The 12748-nt window shown below is 70.2% G+C and carries 23 protein-coding genes and 1 tRNA gene; 4 read left to right on the top strand and 20 right to left on the bottom strand.

Features of this window, described 5'->3' with window-relative positions; translation table 11 throughout:
- Positions 1 to 55 precede the first annotated feature (55 nt).
- A tRNA-Val gene (locus tag IT371_10035) sits at positions 56 to 127 on the top strand.
- Between the two features lie 88 nt (positions 128 to 215).
- Here the strand turns inward: IT371_10035 and IT371_10030 are convergent.
- Genes IT371_10030 through IT371_10020 form a run of 3 tightly spaced genes read right to left on the bottom strand, consistent with a single transcriptional unit; the run spans position 216 to position 1062 of the window.
- Complete coding sequence (locus IT371_10030) at positions 216 to 434, bottom strand: helix-turn-helix domain-containing protein (GenBank protein MCC6747986.1); 219 nt, start codon at positions 432 to 434, stop codon at positions 216 to 218.
- Entirely contained in the window at positions 431 to 652 is a 222-nt protein-coding gene (locus IT371_10025; GenBank protein MCC6747985.1) for a helix-turn-helix domain-containing protein, read from the bottom strand. The genes IT371_10030 and IT371_10025 overlap by 4 nt, the downstream gene beginning before the upstream one ends.
- Positions 649 to 1062 (bottom strand): hypothetical protein, encoded by a 414-nt coding sequence (locus tag IT371_10020; protein ID MCC6747984.1) that lies wholly within the window; start codon positions 1060 to 1062, stop codon positions 649 to 651. The genes IT371_10025 and IT371_10020 overlap by 4 nt, the downstream gene beginning before the upstream one ends.
- A 112-nt stretch (positions 1063 to 1174) precedes the next feature.
- Between IT371_10020 and IT371_10015 the strand changes: the two genes are divergently transcribed.
- Together IT371_10015 and IT371_10010 are read left to right on the top strand one after the other, a co-directional pair.
- A complete protein-coding gene (locus IT371_10015) occupies positions 1175 to 1363 on the top strand; it encodes a ribbon-helix-helix protein, CopG family (protein ID MCC6747983.1) in 189 nt (62 codons plus the stop codon).
- A gap of 333 nt (positions 1364 to 1696) precedes the next feature.
- Positions 1697 to 2056 (top strand): hypothetical protein, encoded by a 360-nt coding sequence (locus IT371_10010; GenBank protein MCC6747982.1) that lies wholly within the window; start codon positions 1697 to 1699, stop codon positions 2054 to 2056.
- A 97-nt stretch (positions 2057 to 2153) separates the two neighbouring features.
- Here IT371_10010 and IT371_10005 read toward each other — a convergent pair whose 3' ends face one another.
- The 7 genes from IT371_10005 to IT371_09975 all read right to left on the bottom strand — a co-directional run bounded on the left by IT371_10005 (position 2154) and on the right by IT371_09975 (position 5036).
- Positions 2154 to 2453, bottom strand: a complete 300-nt coding sequence (locus IT371_10005; protein MCC6747981.1) for a hypothetical protein — start codon at positions 2451 to 2453, stop codon at positions 2154 to 2156.
- A 233-nt stretch (positions 2454 to 2686) separates the two neighbouring features.
- Complete coding sequence (locus IT371_10000; protein ID MCC6747980.1) at positions 2687 to 3334, bottom strand: hypothetical protein; 648 nt, start codon at positions 3332 to 3334, stop codon at positions 2687 to 2689.
- Positions 3335 to 3381: 47 nt separating this feature from the next.
- Positions 3382 to 3639, bottom strand: a complete 258-nt coding sequence (locus IT371_09995; protein MCC6747979.1) for a hypothetical protein — start codon at positions 3637 to 3639, stop codon at positions 3382 to 3384.
- A 116-nt stretch (positions 3640 to 3755) separates the two neighbouring features.
- Positions 3756 to 4193, bottom strand: a complete 438-nt coding sequence (locus tag IT371_09990) for a hypothetical protein (GenBank protein ID MCC6747978.1) — start codon at positions 4191 to 4193, stop codon at positions 3756 to 3758.
- Positions 4190 to 4378 (bottom strand): hypothetical protein, encoded by a 189-nt coding sequence (locus IT371_09985; protein ID MCC6747977.1) that lies wholly within the window; start codon positions 4376 to 4378, stop codon positions 4190 to 4192. The genes IT371_09990 and IT371_09985 overlap by 4 nt, the downstream gene beginning before the upstream one ends.
- On the bottom strand, positions 4375 to 4806 hold the full coding sequence (locus IT371_09980; protein ID MCC6747976.1) for a hypothetical protein: 432 nt from the start codon (positions 4804 to 4806) through the stop codon (positions 4375 to 4377). The genes IT371_09985 and IT371_09980 overlap by 4 nt, the downstream gene beginning before the upstream one ends.
- The gene (locus IT371_09975; GenBank protein MCC6747975.1) at positions 4803 to 5036 is read right to left on the bottom strand and encodes a hypothetical protein; all 234 of its coding nucleotides are present in this window, start codon (positions 5034 to 5036) and stop codon (positions 4803 to 4805) included. Before IT371_09975 ends, IT371_09980 begins: the two co-directional genes overlap by 4 nt.
- A 115-nt stretch (positions 5037 to 5151) precedes the next feature.
- Between IT371_09975 and terL the strand changes: the two genes are divergently transcribed.
- The gene (terL, locus tag IT371_09970) at positions 5152 to 6519 is read left to right on the top strand and encodes a phage terminase large subunit (GenBank protein MCC6747974.1); all 1368 of its coding nucleotides are present in this window, start codon (positions 5152 to 5154) and stop codon (positions 6517 to 6519) included.
- A gap of 16 nt (positions 6520 to 6535) precedes the next feature.
- On the opposite strand, the gene IT371_09965 is transcribed toward terL, so the two are convergent.
- From IT371_09965 to IT371_09920, 10 genes are all read right to left on the bottom strand, one after another.
- Positions 6536 to 6913 carry a hypothetical protein gene (locus tag IT371_09965; GenBank protein ID MCC6747973.1) on the bottom strand — a complete coding sequence of 126 codons (378 nt, stop codon included), beginning with the start codon at positions 6911 to 6913 and terminating at the stop codon, positions 6536 to 6538.
- A gap of 103 nt (positions 6914 to 7016) precedes the next feature.
- Positions 7017 to 7289 carry a hypothetical protein gene (locus IT371_09960; GenBank protein MCC6747972.1) on the bottom strand — a complete coding sequence of 91 codons (273 nt, stop codon included), beginning with the start codon at positions 7287 to 7289 and terminating at the stop codon, positions 7017 to 7019.
- The gene (locus IT371_09955; protein MCC6747971.1) at positions 7286 to 7717 is read right to left on the bottom strand and encodes a hypothetical protein; all 432 of its coding nucleotides are present in this window, start codon (positions 7715 to 7717) and stop codon (positions 7286 to 7288) included. Before IT371_09955 ends, IT371_09960 begins: the two co-directional genes overlap by 4 nt.
- Before the next feature lie 295 nt (positions 7718 to 8012).
- A complete protein-coding gene (locus IT371_09950) occupies positions 8013 to 9626 on the bottom strand; it encodes a DUF3987 domain-containing protein (GenBank protein ID MCC6747970.1) in 1614 nt (537 codons plus the stop codon).
- The gene (locus IT371_09945) at positions 9623 to 9871 is read right to left on the bottom strand and encodes a hypothetical protein (protein ID MCC6747969.1); all 249 of its coding nucleotides are present in this window, start codon (positions 9869 to 9871) and stop codon (positions 9623 to 9625) included. The genes IT371_09950 and IT371_09945 overlap by 4 nt, the downstream gene beginning before the upstream one ends.
- Positions 9868 to 10113, bottom strand: a complete 246-nt coding sequence (locus tag IT371_09940; GenBank protein ID MCC6747968.1) for a hypothetical protein — start codon at positions 10111 to 10113, stop codon at positions 9868 to 9870. Before IT371_09940 ends, IT371_09945 begins: the two co-directional genes overlap by 4 nt.
- Entirely contained in the window at positions 10110 to 10364 is a 255-nt protein-coding gene (locus IT371_09935; GenBank protein ID MCC6747967.1) for a hypothetical protein, read from the bottom strand. The genes IT371_09940 and IT371_09935 overlap by 4 nt, the downstream gene beginning before the upstream one ends.
- A gap of 50 nt (positions 10365 to 10414) precedes the next feature.
- Complete coding sequence (locus tag IT371_09930) at positions 10415 to 10666, bottom strand: AlpA family phage regulatory protein (protein ID MCC6747966.1); 252 nt, start codon at positions 10664 to 10666, stop codon at positions 10415 to 10417.
- Positions 10656 to 10868 (bottom strand): helix-turn-helix domain-containing protein, encoded by a 213-nt coding sequence (locus IT371_09925; protein ID MCC6747965.1) that lies wholly within the window; start codon positions 10866 to 10868, stop codon positions 10656 to 10658. Before IT371_09925 ends, IT371_09930 begins: the two co-directional genes overlap by 11 nt.
- Before the next feature lie 142 nt (positions 10869 to 11010).
- Positions 11011 to 12417 carry a tyrosine-type recombinase/integrase gene (locus IT371_09920; protein ID MCC6747964.1) on the bottom strand — a complete coding sequence of 469 codons (1407 nt, stop codon included), beginning with the start codon at positions 12415 to 12417 and terminating at the stop codon, positions 11011 to 11013.
- Between the last annotated feature and the right edge of the window lie 331 nt (positions 12418 to 12748).

Below are 12748 nucleotides of genomic sequence, written 5' to 3'. Positions count from 1 at the left end.
CCAAGGCCGTCGTTGACACGCACGGAGGGGCGTGGCACTACGCGACGCCTCAATCGGGTGCATAGCTCAGTGGTAGAGCACTCCCTTCACACGGGAGGGGTCCAAGGTTCGAATCCTTGTGCGCCCACAGGTAGTTAGCGAATCCGAAGGCGCTACGGAAGAGGCGCCAGAGTCACCGCGGGAATCACAGTCCTGCAAGTGTGACCCCGTGCGACTCACCGCAGGCCCGGAAGCCGCGCGGAGGCCTTCTCTGCCCGCGTCTCGTGGGACGCGACCAACTCAGAGAGGGCTTCGGGACGGAAGGGGGTGCGCCGGCCGAGCCTCACCGCGGCGAGTTCGCCCTGGCGCACGAGCTGATGGAGCTTCGAGCGGGAGATCCTCAGCACCTCGAGGGCCTCGTCGACGGTGAGCAGCTTCGGCGTGCCGGCGCTCACTGGCAACCCCGAGGCTGGACGTGCTCGAGCAAGCCCACCGCGCGCGGCTGCGTCTCGCCGCGGGCATAGGCCCGAAGCTGCTCCGGCACGAAGCGGAGCAGCCCGCCCAGGCGGCGGTGGGGGAGATCGCCCGACTCCACGTGGAGGTAGACCCAGCTCCGCGACACCTTGAGGTAGCCGGCAACCTCGTTGGCCGTCCAGAGCGCCTCGTCCGTCACGGCAGCGCCCCCAGCCCGGCGGCCGCGCGCTTCAGCACGCGCGCCCGCTCACGCGCGCCCGCGGCGGCCGGGAAGCGCCAGCGGCGCGCCATCGGCAGACCCAGCTGGTCCTCGCGGTACCGCCTCACCTCGGAGTCGGTGACCCTGAGCCGGCCGTCGAGGGACGACGCGCGCACGGAGCCCCTCCGCAACAGCAGGCCCAGCTCGGCCACCGTGATGCCCATCTTCCGCGCCGCCACGCTGGGCGGGAACGACGTGGGCGTGAGCTTCAGGCCCGCTTCCCGCATGCCCTTGGCGATTGCGCGGCGGATGGCGCGCTGCTCCCGCTGCGCCTGAGCCTCCTCGCGGTTCGTGTAGCCGCAGCGCGGGCAACTGCCTTCAAACGACCGGACCTCTTTCGTCCCTTTCATCGGCTCTCCTTGTGGTGGGTTCTGCAATCGGAAACATAGTCACAGAGCGACTATCAATGTCAAGCCTCGGCGTGATTGCGCGAGCGCGTACAGGAGTGCTATCAGTGGCTTCATGGCCCCAGTCATCACGCCCAAGGAAGAGGTCGACCTGAAGACGACGTCCGTCCGCCTGGCCGCGGCGATGGTGGAGGAGCTGGACCAGGTGGCCCGCGACGCCGGCCAGAGCCGGAACGAGGTCATCGTCCAGCTGCTGCGCTACGCGCTGGACGCGCACCACGCCGAGACGAAGAAGAAGCGCTGAGGGCCGCGCGCTCGGCCTCGTCGAGCTCGGCCATCGCCACCCGGAGCCGCTCCCGCGCCCACTCGCTGCCGTCGTACGCCCGCGCGTGCCGGTACTGCCTCCACGCCCACCACAGCCGCCGCTCCAGAGTCCGAGACATGCCCGCCACCAGGTGCAGGCGCCCGGCCCGGTGCCGACGTCGGCACACCGCGCGGTTGCGGACGCGGCCACCCCTGCGCGCGTGGACTCCAGTCCGGCTCTCAGCGGGCGAGAAAGCCGGTCTGACATCCGATGTCAGCCGGGCGTGGTAGCGATCTGCCCTGCAGCACCCCACCCGTAGTCCAGGAGCAGCCCATGACCGATCACCACTCCAGCGCCCGCTATGCGTTCGACCAGTACGCGAAGGCGTCCGCCGAGGTGTCCACCCTCCGCCAGATGTTCGACGTGAGCGACACCTCTCTCGAAGCCCAGACCGCCCGCGAGGTGTCCGCGGATCTCCTCTCGGCGGCCCGCAAGGCACTGAACGACCAGATGATGAAGCTCGGCTACCCGACTCGAGAGCCGGGCAAGGAGCACAGGACGTGGCTCTACGAGGCGCTCGACCACCATGGGCCGGAGGCACTCGAAGCGCGGCTGAGGAAGCTCGCTGTCGACCAGCGCTGCCGGCTCAGCTTCAAGACCGAGTCGCGGGGCACCTTTACCGCGAGCCCCTGATGATGAGGCGGGCGTCCGGGAGCGGAGTAGCCCGCATGGACGAGACTCCCGGACGCCCTTCCGACGCGAACCCTTTGGCGCGTCGTCCTCCTGTTCTTCACCGGTGCCGCCAAACTGGGCAGTTGGCCGCACCTCCGTCGGCGGAGCTCATGCACAACAGCGTCGAGGTGTTGGTGTCTGGGACGAAGGTCCGCAACGTCCCGGCGCCGAGCCGCACGCCGTGGTTGATGTCCGTGGCCGTCGCGCTGCATCCGCCGTCCGTCGAGGCCTCGCAGAGAAAGACGTCAGCGTCGCAGCGCAGGCTGAGGACGTCGCCCTCCGTCACCGGCATGCACGTGGGCCCGGCGCCGAAGAGGCCCGAGGCCCCGCCATCGGCCAACGCGTAGCGCTGGCGCACGCCGTTCAACTTCAACTCGAGCGAGAAGGGCCCGGGCGGCCTGAGCCTCGAAGGCGGCCCGCCAGCGCTGGACCACCCCGAGCCGGCGCGCCTCCGGCAGCTGCGCATTCCGAAAGGCCGCTTGGTACTCGGCGTTGGCGAGCTCGAAGGCCGCCTCCGCCTCGAGCAGCGCGTCGCGAGCAGCTCGCTGGGCGTCGGAGAGGTGCTCGCGCGCGATGAGGACGGAGTCCACGTCAGGCCTCCGAGATGGCGGCCGCTGCCTCCGCGGCGTTGGAGTGGACCGGCTTCGGCGCGCGCTCCTTCTCGCGGTGGAACCAGGTCACATCCTGCAGGAGGTCCGAGGCCTCCGGGTTGCGGTGGCTGACCGCCGTGCGGAAGTGCGCGCCGGCGAGGCCTTCGCTCCGGGCCGCGCGAATCGCCTCCTGGTGCGCCCGAAGCCGCTCGCGCGCCGTCTTGTCGGACTCCACGATGAAGGCCTCGATGGCGGCCCCTTCGGCGCGGAGCTCGTCCTCGCGCACCTCCCGGCGCACTTCGAGCAGCTCGGCCTCGGCCTCGGCGACCTCGGCGTGGAGTCCTTCGAGCGCCTGGATGTGGCTGTCGGCGACGTCACGCTGGCGGGCCAGCAGGCGCTTCGTCTTCGCCTCTTCGGCGAGCGTGGCCGGCGTGGGCTCCGCCAGCGCCTCGAGCTCGGCCAGCTTCTTCGCGGTGGCGTCGCGCGCCGTGGTGGCCTTCTCGAGCTCTGCCTCGGCCTTCTTCGCCTGCGCCTGGGCCTTCTCCAGCAGCGCGCGAGCCTCGGCGACGACAGAAGGCTCGGCGGGGGCCGGAGCCGGAGGCGCGTCGGCGGGGACGGACTTCGACTTCAACAGGTTGAGCGGGTTCATGCGGGTGTACTCCGTTTGGGTGATGCGGGTGGGGTGCTGCGACAACTTCAGCGGGCGTAGGACTGCGCGGCCTCGGCCCGGAGGAACTTCTCGAAGCGAGGCTCCCTGCGCAGGCGCGCGGTGGCGGCCTCGAGCTTGACGCCCTCGCCGAGCAGCTTGTCGAGCTCCGCCTCGTACTCGCGCAGGGTGGCCAAGGCGCCGCCGCCGACGCGAGCCTCGAGTGCGTCGATGCGGAGCGCGAGGCTGGCTCGAGCGGCGTTGAGCGCCTCGAGCTTCCGGGCGACGTCGTGGATGGTGGGCCTCATGGGTGCTGCTCCTTGCGTGCTGCGGGTGGAGGCGGCGAGCCGAGAGAGACGGGACACCATCGGCCGACCGTCGTTGTTGAAGAAGTCGATGCCGCGAAGGGCGCGCATGGCGGGGCTCACTGGCTGGAGATGACGCGAACGAAGAAGGTGGCGCTCGCAGGGTTGACAGCCGTCCCTGGCGTGCAGTGCTTCACCGTCACCGTGTTCGCCGCCGACACGTAGCAGCTGAAGGTGCTGTCGGCCGCTCCGCCCGTCGACGGCGCGCCCACGACACAAGGGTCGCCCGCCTGGGCGCTCTCCACCGTCAGCGTGGCGGTTCCGCCGTCCGCCGTCGTGGTGCTGCAGCCCGTGGTCGCCTCCGTGAAGTCGATGGCGCCGGACGCGCCCAACATGCCGCGCACCTTGTTCGGCGACGTCGCCAGGGCCCCGGTGGGCGTCACCCACATGCCGGAGATGACGTACAGGTAGAGCATGCTGGTGGCCAGCGGCTGCGCCCGGACGACGCCGGCGACGACCAGCAGAGAGAGGGCCGCGAGAAGCAGGGCGCGCTTCACGGCCGCACCTCCGCCGGCCTCACGTGGCGGCGCATGTGGTGCACGGCGTTCTTCACGTCGCCGACGCAGTTGATGAAGGTGCCTTTGGTGGCCGCCGCGCGCTTCAGCCAGGCCTCGGCGAACGCGCTGAACTCCTCGGCGAGCTCCTGCTCCAACGTCCTCGCGTCCTTCGTGTCGTTGCTCATCGTCCGGCTCTCCTCTGGGAAGTGGCCGCGCGGGCCAGGTCAGGGTTCATCTCGATGGCGCGCACCATCGCGTCGGTGCGCGACACGCCCGCCTTCACCAGCTCGTCCGCCTTCGCGCACAGCTGCACGTGGGCGTCCCGCGGGGTGACTGCGCGGAGCGCCACGCCGGCGAGCGGGCGGGCGACCTTCGCGGCCGTGTCGGCCAACCGAGCGTTGATGGTCGCGACCTCACGCCGCGGCGGGGCGAGCTCGAGGTGCGCGAAGGCACGCGCCAGCCCGAGGGCCTCCTCGCGCGACGGCGGCGCCGGCGAGTCGATGATCTGCCGCGCGAGCGCCTGGGCTTCCGCATGCGTCACCGGCGAGCGGAGAGCGCCTGTCGGCGTCCGCGTGTACTCCCGGAGCCGGGCCGCCGCTTCGGCGCGCGTCACGGCGTCACCTCGGACTCGAGGAGTGCGGACGTCGGCACTCCCAGCGCCTTCGCCAGGCGCTGCACGGTGCGGGGGGACGCGAGTCCCTTCGCCGCCGAGCGCGCGGTGCTGTAGCCGATGCGGGCCTTCTGCCCGAGCCGGACCAGGTCGAAGTCCGCCTCGCGGCACAGCCGTCCGAGGTTCTGCGCCAACGTCGGACTCGTGACTCGCGTCTCGCTGGGTCGTCTCACAGCACGCAGCAAGCCCAACGCCGAGGGGCCGGTTCTACACCACAGCGCCACAAAGGCGCCGCGCGAGCGCTGCGGTGGTGTTCAACCGGCCCCGACCGGCGACGCAGCGTCGGGCATGGCTCCGTCGCTCCCCATCCCCAGCATCGCAGCCGTCGACGCAGAGCTCGAGCTGCGCCGCCTCGAGACCTTCATCCCGAAGCTGTCGCCGCGGTACTCGGCGCCGAAGCACCTGGCGCCGCTGCTCGAGCGCATCGAGGCCGCGGTGGAGGGCCAGCCCCAGCGCGTCTGCTGCAGCGCGCCCCCTCGTCACGCCAAGTCCGAGAGCGTCCTCCACGTGCCCGCCTTCGCCCTGCGGAGGAAGCCGGAGCTCGTCTTCGGCTACGCCACCTACGCGGACAGGCTCTCCCGCTCGAAGTCACGCCGGGCCCGGCAGCTGGCCCTCGACGCCGGCGTCAGCGTCTCCGTCGACGCCCTCAACGAGTGGCGCACGCCCGAGGGCGGAGGGCTGCTGGCGACGGGCGTTGGCGGCCCCCTCACAGGGCACGGAATCGACGGCATCCTCTTCGTCGACGACCCCGTGAAGAACCGCGTGGAGGCGGAGTCCGCCGTCTACCGCGAGCGCCTCATGGACTGGTGGCGGGACGTGGCCTCGACGCGCATCGAGCCTGGGGGCTCCGTCTTCGTCTTCGCCACCAGGTGGCACGAGGATGACCTCATCGGCCAGCTGGTGCGCGAGGGCTTCGACTACATCAACCTGCCGGCGTTGGACGCGGAGGGCCGGGCGCTGTGGCCGGAGAGGTGGACGGCCGACGCGCTGCGCACCCGGCGCCGCGAGGTGGGCGAGTACACCTGGGCGTCCCTCTACCAGGGACAGCCGCGGCCAAGGGGAGGGCGCGTCTTCGGCGACGTCGTCCTCTGCACGCCGAAGGCTCTCGAGGAGGCGAAGGCGAAGGGCTGGCGCGAGTCCTTCGGGCTGGATGTGGCCTACACGGCGAGGACGTCCAGCGACTACTCGGTGGCGATCCACCTCGCGCGCGTCGGTGACACCTTCTACGTGCTGAACGTCGTGCGCGTGCAACTGCCCCCGCCGGCCCTCATCGAGAGGTGCCTCACGTTGCGGAAGGCCCACGCGACGGCGCGGTGGCGCTGGTACGCCGCGGGCACCGAGGAAGGCATCGGCGCCTTCCTGCGTGAGAAGCTGCCGCTGCGGCAGCTGCCTCCGAAAGGCGACAAGTTCACCCGCGCGCAGCCAGTGGCGGCCGCCTGGGCTGCGGGGAAGGTGCTGGTGCCGGAGGGTGCGCCGTGGGTGCCTGCCTTCGTGGACGAGCTCGCCGCCTTCACCGGCACCGCTGGCGACGCCCATGACGACCAGGTGGACGCGCTGGCGGCCGCCTTCGACGAGCTGCAAGCGGACGTCGGCAGCTTCACCGCGACGGTGGGCGTGCCCACGCACGTCCCGGAGTTGCGGCGCATCAGGATGTGAGGTGCCGACGTCGGCACTACTCGTCTTCGCTGTAGAGCAGGTCGGCGACCCGGCCGATGAATACCTCTGCACCCGGGGCCCAGTGCATTTCTGCGTGAGTCCTCGAGCGGAGAACTTTCCCAACAGCCAGCGCGTCGGCGTCCGAAGTCACGCGGCGCACCAGGTCCTCGAGCATCGTCGCGAGCAGTGAACGAAAGGCCTTCGCAATGCCGGCAGCCCTCTTGCGATCCTTCGATTGAGCGTCCTTCTCGCGGATCGCATCGAGACGGGCCAACGTCTTCACGAGGACGCGACCAGTGGTGTCCGGCGGAGAGCGGTTGGAGCGCCTCTCCAGGTCCGCAACGAGGCGCCGCACCCTTTCAATCTCCCGGTCGATCTTGCGCTTGGTGGCCATGGGGCCGCCTCGTATCTTGCGCGCCATCACGCATCAACCGTGACCCGCGCGTTGACCTTGGAGCCACTCCGAGTCATCGCCTTCGAGGGGAGGGCACTCCCTCTCACAGGGAGTCGCCGGCCTCATTCCGCCTGTCGGCATTCCGCATGATGCGCAGGAAGCTGTCGCGAGGCACCCGCGTCGACAGCCGCAGCACGTACCGCCAGAGCGACACCACGCGGTGCTCGACGCCCAGCCGGCGCGCCATCTCGGCCTCGCTGAGTCCCTCCGTCTCGTAGCGCAGCACGTCCTGCAGCTTCAGCATGAGGGCCTTCCCCTTCTCGACGCGGGCGGCCAGCGCTTCCTCGCGCCTCTGCGCGTCGACGAAGGCGCTCACCCCTCGCCCCCTCCGCCGTCGACTTCACGCACCAGCGGGGCAGGGAGGGCCGTTGCCGGGGCGACTTCGACGGCCTCGACGTCCTCCACCAGCGCCGGCACCACGCGCGGCCCGCGGACGATGGCGCGAATGGCCTCGAGCTGCTGCGTCGACAGGCCCTTCGGGTCCGCCGGCACCGCCTCCGCGTCCACGACGAGCTCCTCCTTCACCTCCGGCGCCTGGCGGGGCTCTCCCCACCCGTAGGCGAGCAGCAGCTGGATGGCGCGCGTGGCGTCCTGGTTGCGTCCCTCGAGGGCGATGGCTCGAAGCCGCTCGAGCAGCTCCGGCGTCCACTCCCGGATGGGCTCGCGCAGCTCGACGGCGATGCGCGGGCGGCCGCGGGGGTTGCCGGACTGCCCGGGCCGGAAGCGGTTGGGGTAGTCGGTCATGTCGCCGCTCCTGTTCTGTGACTGTTCGTGGCCTCTTGTCGGCCGACAGAAGCCCTCTTGTCGGGCCTTTTGTCGGATGCCTGAAGAGCGCGTAAGTGGCTGTAGTAGTTAGTAAAAAGAGAGAGAGATTCTTCTTGTCGGACGTGTCGGAAATTCTGAGGGACAGACCTTTCAGTCGGTGTGGGCGTGCAGTTGAAGGCTCTCCGGCACCCGACAAACCGACAAAAGGCCGGCTGGCGCGTTTTCCTGTGGCTTCTCAATGGGTTGTAGGCCGCGAGGGCATCCGACAAAAGGCTCACGAGGCCTCCGACAAGAAGAAGCCGTCGGGCAGGGCGCGGTTGTCCTTGCCCCTGCGAGTCGTGCGGATCATCACCCCGTCTTCGGCGAGCTCCTCGAGGAGTGCGCGGGCGTCGTCGGCGGACTCGAAGAGGCCACCATGAGCGCGCTGGAGATCGCGAGGCAGAAAGACTTTGCCGTCGCGGCCGCGCGCCCACTTCAGCACCCGCTCGCGCTTGTACAGGAACGCTCCGCCGTTGAGTCCGGCGACTCGCTGTGCGTGGGGGATGAAGAACTGCTCGACGAGGTGAACGGCGCGCTCCATGTCGTCGCCGTTCACCTCGGCCGCTTCGTGGCGCCAGGCAAGGGCGAGCAGCCCCGCGAGCCTCGGAGCGACACCTCCCTGCGTCTTCGAGAGGAAGCTGCTGAGTGGCTCCAGGTCGCCCCGGTGGCGCGGCTCGATCCGCTGGCGGAAGGCAACGAACACCTCGATGGCGTCGCTGTCGAGCCGGAGGACCCGAGGTGCCGCCCCTTCTTCGGGCTCATGACCGAGCGCCGAGAGCGTCTTGATGTGCCCGGCGTAACGCTCCTCGGCGCCGCGGTTCCCCTCTCGCATGTTCATCTCGCGCCCGCCGGCGGTGCCGCGCGGCCAGACTGGCACCATTCGCTCGAGGAAGCCGCGACCATCGAAGCTGCTCTCGCCGGCGTCCCGCTTGTACGTCTCCGGCTGTGTCAGGAGGGCAAGCACCAGGCCCACACGCTCTCGACGCTGCTGGCCTCGGCTGAGCGTGGCCGAGTCGATACTGCTGCCGTCGTAGCCGGCGAGCACGGAGTCGATGCGGCCCTCGCGCTTGCCGTAGCGCCCGAGGATGTCCTTGATGAAGTCGGCTTCGTCTCGGATGTGCGCGAGAAAGCCGTGATCGACGAGCTCCTTCTCGAGCAGCTCGGTGCCGCTCACGTGTCCGAGGAGGAGCTTGAAGGGCAGGGGGGGACGAGCCTCGTCGGCAGTCCGAAGCGCGGCCACTGCGTCCTCCTCGGACGCCTTCCCGGCTGCGGCGTCTCGCTTCGCTTTGGCGGCCTTCGCGGCGAGCACCTGGAAGCGGCGCCCGGCCTCCTCCAGAGCTGGCGCCTCCTTCCGTTGGCGCTCCTGCTGGTAGTCGTCGAGAGGCCTTCGCATCACGTGAAAGCACGGGCTCTTCGAATCGCCCGAGCCGAGGATGATGGTCGTCCACCAGTGCAGCGGCTGCTCGAAGGCCTGCCAGGCTCGCACGCGATACCGCGCGCCCACGGCCGCAGAGACGACTGCCAGCGAGAGCGCCGCTGGCAGCGCAGGGTCCACCTCGAGCCGGAAGGCGACGGACTCCACATGCTCCTGCAGCCAGGGAGGCAACGTCGCGAGAGGGAAGGGCGGAGCCGCTAACAAGTTCGCCGACGCTTGCCGCGCTGCGGCCACCTTTCGGATTTGCTCGGCGCCGCATCCAGCGGGACAGCGGATCTCCTCTGTGCCGTCGGGGTGTACGGTCAGCACGAGGCGCGCCGGCACAGACTCACCGTGGACGGGACAGCGCGCCTCGAAGGTGTTGGGGCCGGTCGTGATGACGTCCTCGAGGCTGGACCGGATGGCGACCGTCACGTTCCGTCTCCCCAGGGCCAGCCGCGCTGGCCGCACCAGGTTGCCCACCGCTTGATGAGATCGCGAAGCGTCTCGCACGCCTTGATGAAGCGCTCGCGGTCGGGCGCGTTCTCGTACGCCGAGGACTGCGCGCGGTAGAGCTCGGCCTCGGCTGCGTCGAGCAGCGCCTGGACGCGCAGAAGCCGGTGCTGCGTCTCTGTGAGCCCGGAGAAGTGGCCGGGGCAGGTGGGGTCGTTGCAGCTCATCGCCGGCCCTCCCCGATGACGCGCACCACGACGGCGAGGCGCATGGACGAAAGCCGGAGGAACTCGCCGGCCTTCTCCACGTCGCGCACCAGGTCCTCGCGGCCTGCAGCCCTCAGCGCGGCGACCGTCAGCGTGAGCTCGCGCTCGAGCTGGCCCGCGGTGAGGCCTGCGCGCATGGCGGCCGCGGCGGCCTCGGCCTCGTACAGCGACGGCTGCGGCTTCTCTTCGGTGGCGGCGCTCATGGCGTTGCCCCCGGCGCGGTGCGCTCCGCCCTGCGCTTGCGCTCCAGCGCGAGAATCTTCTTCCGCAGCGAGAGCCACGCGCTTGCAGAGGAAGCGAGGCGCGCTCGCACGCGGGGGCTGAGGCCTTCGCCCAGTACGGTGCTCCCGAGGTCGCGGGCGTCTTGCGCCTGCAGCTTCTCGAGCTTCTTGAGGCGGGCCCGGAGCGCCTTGAGCGTCTCCGCGGCTGGTTTGGTGTATTCTGTCGTCAGCACGTTGTTCCCCTCCGCCCTCGACGCGTTGCCGCGCGTCGGGGGCTTCGTTTTCAGGTGGTAGGTGGCTCCGGCGCCGGCTGTGCGGACGTCGGCACAGGGACCGCCAGCGGCTTGAACTCGGTGGCCATCTCCTCGGCCATCCACGCCTCGACTTCGTGGAGCCACCACTTGCGGACGCGGCCACGCCCGCGCGGAGGCGGGAAGCTGCCGTCCTTCACGCGGCGGTTGATGGTGGACTTGCTGTCGCCGGTGAGGCGGCACACCTCGTCGATGCCGATGATGCGGCGGGCGTCAGCGGACATGGCCCGCCTCGCGCGGCCCCGCGATCTTGCGGGCCGACACACCCAGAACTCCGGCGATGGCCTCAAGTGTGCGGTCGGTGGCAACTCCGCGTTCAGCGAGCCGGATGGTCGACAGGCTGAGCTGGGAGCGCAGACTCAAGTCGACCTGGGTGAGCCCGAGACGCTCTCGCTCGAGCCGGATTGGATGCGGATGTGACTTCATAGGGTGGTGCCTCCTGTGTGAGTGGCGCCACCAACATTCGTGGTTGAGTTGTTCGAGGCTCTACACCTGCGGAGAGACTTCATGCGTGACGCCTCCTGTGTGAGTGGCGTCACGCACAATCGGGACCGGGGCGGGGCCGGTTCTACACCTGCAAGTGCGATTTCTTTGGGGCGCCGACGCTCACGAGGAAGGCGTCCCACTTCACCAGCGCCGCGCGGCGTTCCTCGAGGTAGTCGCCGACGTCGTAGGTCTTCTGGATGAGAGGCAGTCGGTGGTTGAGGCAGCGCTCCGCCACGTGGGGCGCCACGCCCAGCTTCCCCAACCAGGTGCGGCACGTGCGCCGGAGATCGTGCGGGCTGGCCTCGTCCAGCTTGGACAACTCGGGGTTGCCGCTCCACATCCGGCCCATCGCCTTGTTCAGCGTCTTATCGGCGATGGTCTCGCCCTTCGCCGGCACACCCGCACGGCGGAGCCGTTGCAGGGGCAGCACGTGCGCCGCGTCGCCTGCGAGCTCGCGCAGCCGGCGGAAGAGAGCAACAGCCGTCGGCGCGAGCGGGATGACGAAGGGCCGCGCGTCCTTCGCCTGGTTGACGGTCAGCTTCTGGTGCTCGACGGGCACCGTCCACAACCCGGCCTCGAGGTCGACGTCGGCCCAGCGCGCCTGGCGGAGCTCTCCGCTGCGAACGCCGGTGAGCAGCAGCAGCTGCAGGGCCACTCGCAGCGCCTCGGCCGGCGGCGAGTACTCCATGGCCTCGCCCGTCTCGCACGCGCGCCAGAAGGCACGGAGTTCCCCCTCCGTCTCCAACGCCCGCCGGCCTGCGGTGTGCTTCTCGACGCCCAGCTCGGCCGCCTCGAGGTCGCGGGCGGGGTTCGTCTCCCGGTAGCCGCGAGCCCTGGCGAACTTGAAGAAGCGCTTCAGCAGTCCCAGCACCTTCGCCGCCTGTACCGCTGCGCCTCGCTCCACGACGAGCTCCACCACCTTCGCGCAGTCGCGCGGCGTCACCGCGACCACGGCCACCTCGCCGAGGACGGGCAGCACGTCGCGCCTGAAGTCGGCCTCGGCGGCTTCGGGCCGCTTCCGCTGCCGGGCGAGCTGCTTCAGGAAGTCGACCGACAGCGCGCGCACGGTGGGCCCGGAGACAGGAGCCACCTCCGGCGCCGGCGTCAGCTCGCTGTCCAGTTGCGCCTTCACGCGCTCGAGCTCGGCGCGGCTGTGCCGGTGGGCCGCCTTCAGCCGGTGGAGCCACTGCCGGGCCTCTGCGACCGTGAGGTGCCCCGGCGTGGGCGTCGGCGCCCAGCGCCCGAGGGTGACGGCGAGTTGCCGCTTCGTCGGCTTGCCGTCGACGATCTCCTCCACGTGGACGTACCAACGGAAGGACTTCACGCCCGCCGGCGCCACCCGGAGCACGAGGCCCGGCGCCCCGCCGTCGCGCACGTAGTAGGCGTCCTCGCGTCGCGGCAGGCGGCCAACGGCAGCGTCCGAGAGGGAGGGGTACTGCTTCCGAGGCGCGCGCGGCAGCGCGAGCGGCACGACGTTGGAGGCGTTCATCACCACGTTGTTCTCCTTCCAGTGACCACAGAGAGCAGAGAGTCAAACTCCCGCGAGTGCGCGCCCCCACGCGCCGCGAACGACCACGACGGGCCAGAACTACCACGCGAGGCTGACACGTGGAGGGCTCGGGACTTCGCGGTGTTCTGAGCGTGATTCGTCATGATTCGACGCGGCGCGCTTTGGCGTTCAGCAGGAAACCGGCTTCACACGGGAGGGGTCCAAGGTTCGAATCCTTGTGCGCCCAAGCAGACGAAAGCCGGGTGTCCCACCGCGGGCCCCGGCTTTTTTCATGCGCCGGCGCTACAGTTCTTTCCATGGCACGGTGGCT

The sequence above is a fragment of the Deltaproteobacteria bacterium genome, from assembly GCA_020848905.1.
GTDB lineage: Bacteria > Myxococcota_A > Polyangia.
The sequence above is the reverse complement of the archived record's forward strand: the minus strand, read 5'-3'. Positions and strand labels throughout refer to the sequence as shown.

Excerpts from the sequence above, each read along its gene's own strand:
- IT371_09955 (MCC6747971.1), bottom strand. The coding sequence starts at position 7,717 with ATGACCGACTACCCCAACCGCTTCCGGCCCGGGCAGTCCGGCAACCCC.
- IT371_09965 (MCC6747973.1), bottom strand. The coding sequence starts at position 6,913 with ATGGCCACCAAGCGCAAGATCGACCGGGAGATTGAAAGGGTGCGGCGC.
- IT371_09995 (MCC6747979.1), bottom strand. The coding sequence starts at position 3,639 with ATGAGGCCCACCATCCACGACGTCGCCCGGAAGCTCGAGGCGCTCAAC.
- IT371_10000 (MCC6747980.1), bottom strand. The coding sequence starts at position 3,334 with ATGAACCCGCTCAACCTGTTGAAGTCGAAGTCCGTCCCCGCCGACGCG.
- IT371_09925 (MCC6747965.1), bottom strand. The coding sequence starts at position 10,868 with ATGAAGTCACATCCGCATCCAATCCGGCTCGAGCGAGAGCGTCTCGGG.
- IT371_09930 (MCC6747966.1), bottom strand. The coding sequence starts at position 10,666 with ATGTCCGCTGACGCCCGCCGCATCATCGGCATCGACGAGGTGTGCCGC.
- IT371_10020 (MCC6747984.1), bottom strand. The coding sequence starts at position 1,062 with ATGAAAGGGACGAAAGAGGTCCGGTCGTTTGAAGGCAGTTGCCCGCGC.
- IT371_09985 (MCC6747977.1), bottom strand. The coding sequence starts at position 4,378 with ATGAGCAACGACACGAAGGACGCGAGGACGTTGGAGCAGGAGCTCGCC.
- terL (MCC6747974.1), top strand. The coding sequence starts at position 5,152 with ATGGCTCCGTCGCTCCCCATCCCCAGCATCGCAGCCGTCGACGCAGAG.
- IT371_09920 (MCC6747964.1), bottom strand. The coding sequence starts at position 12,417 with ATGAACGCCTCCAACGTCGTGCCGCTCGCGCTGCCGCGCGCGCCTCGG.
- IT371_09940 (MCC6747968.1), bottom strand. The coding sequence starts at position 10,113 with ATGAGCGCCGCCACCGAAGAGAAGCCGCAGCCGTCGCTGTACGAGGCC.
- IT371_09945 (MCC6747969.1), bottom strand. The coding sequence starts at position 9,871 with ATGAGCTGCAACGACCCCACCTGCCCCGGCCACTTCTCCGGGCTCACA.
- IT371_10015 (MCC6747983.1), top strand. The coding sequence starts at position 1,175 with ATGGCCCCAGTCATCACGCCCAAGGAAGAGGTCGACCTGAAGACGACG.
- IT371_10010 (MCC6747982.1), top strand. The coding sequence starts at position 1,697 with ATGACCGATCACCACTCCAGCGCCCGCTATGCGTTCGACCAGTACGCG.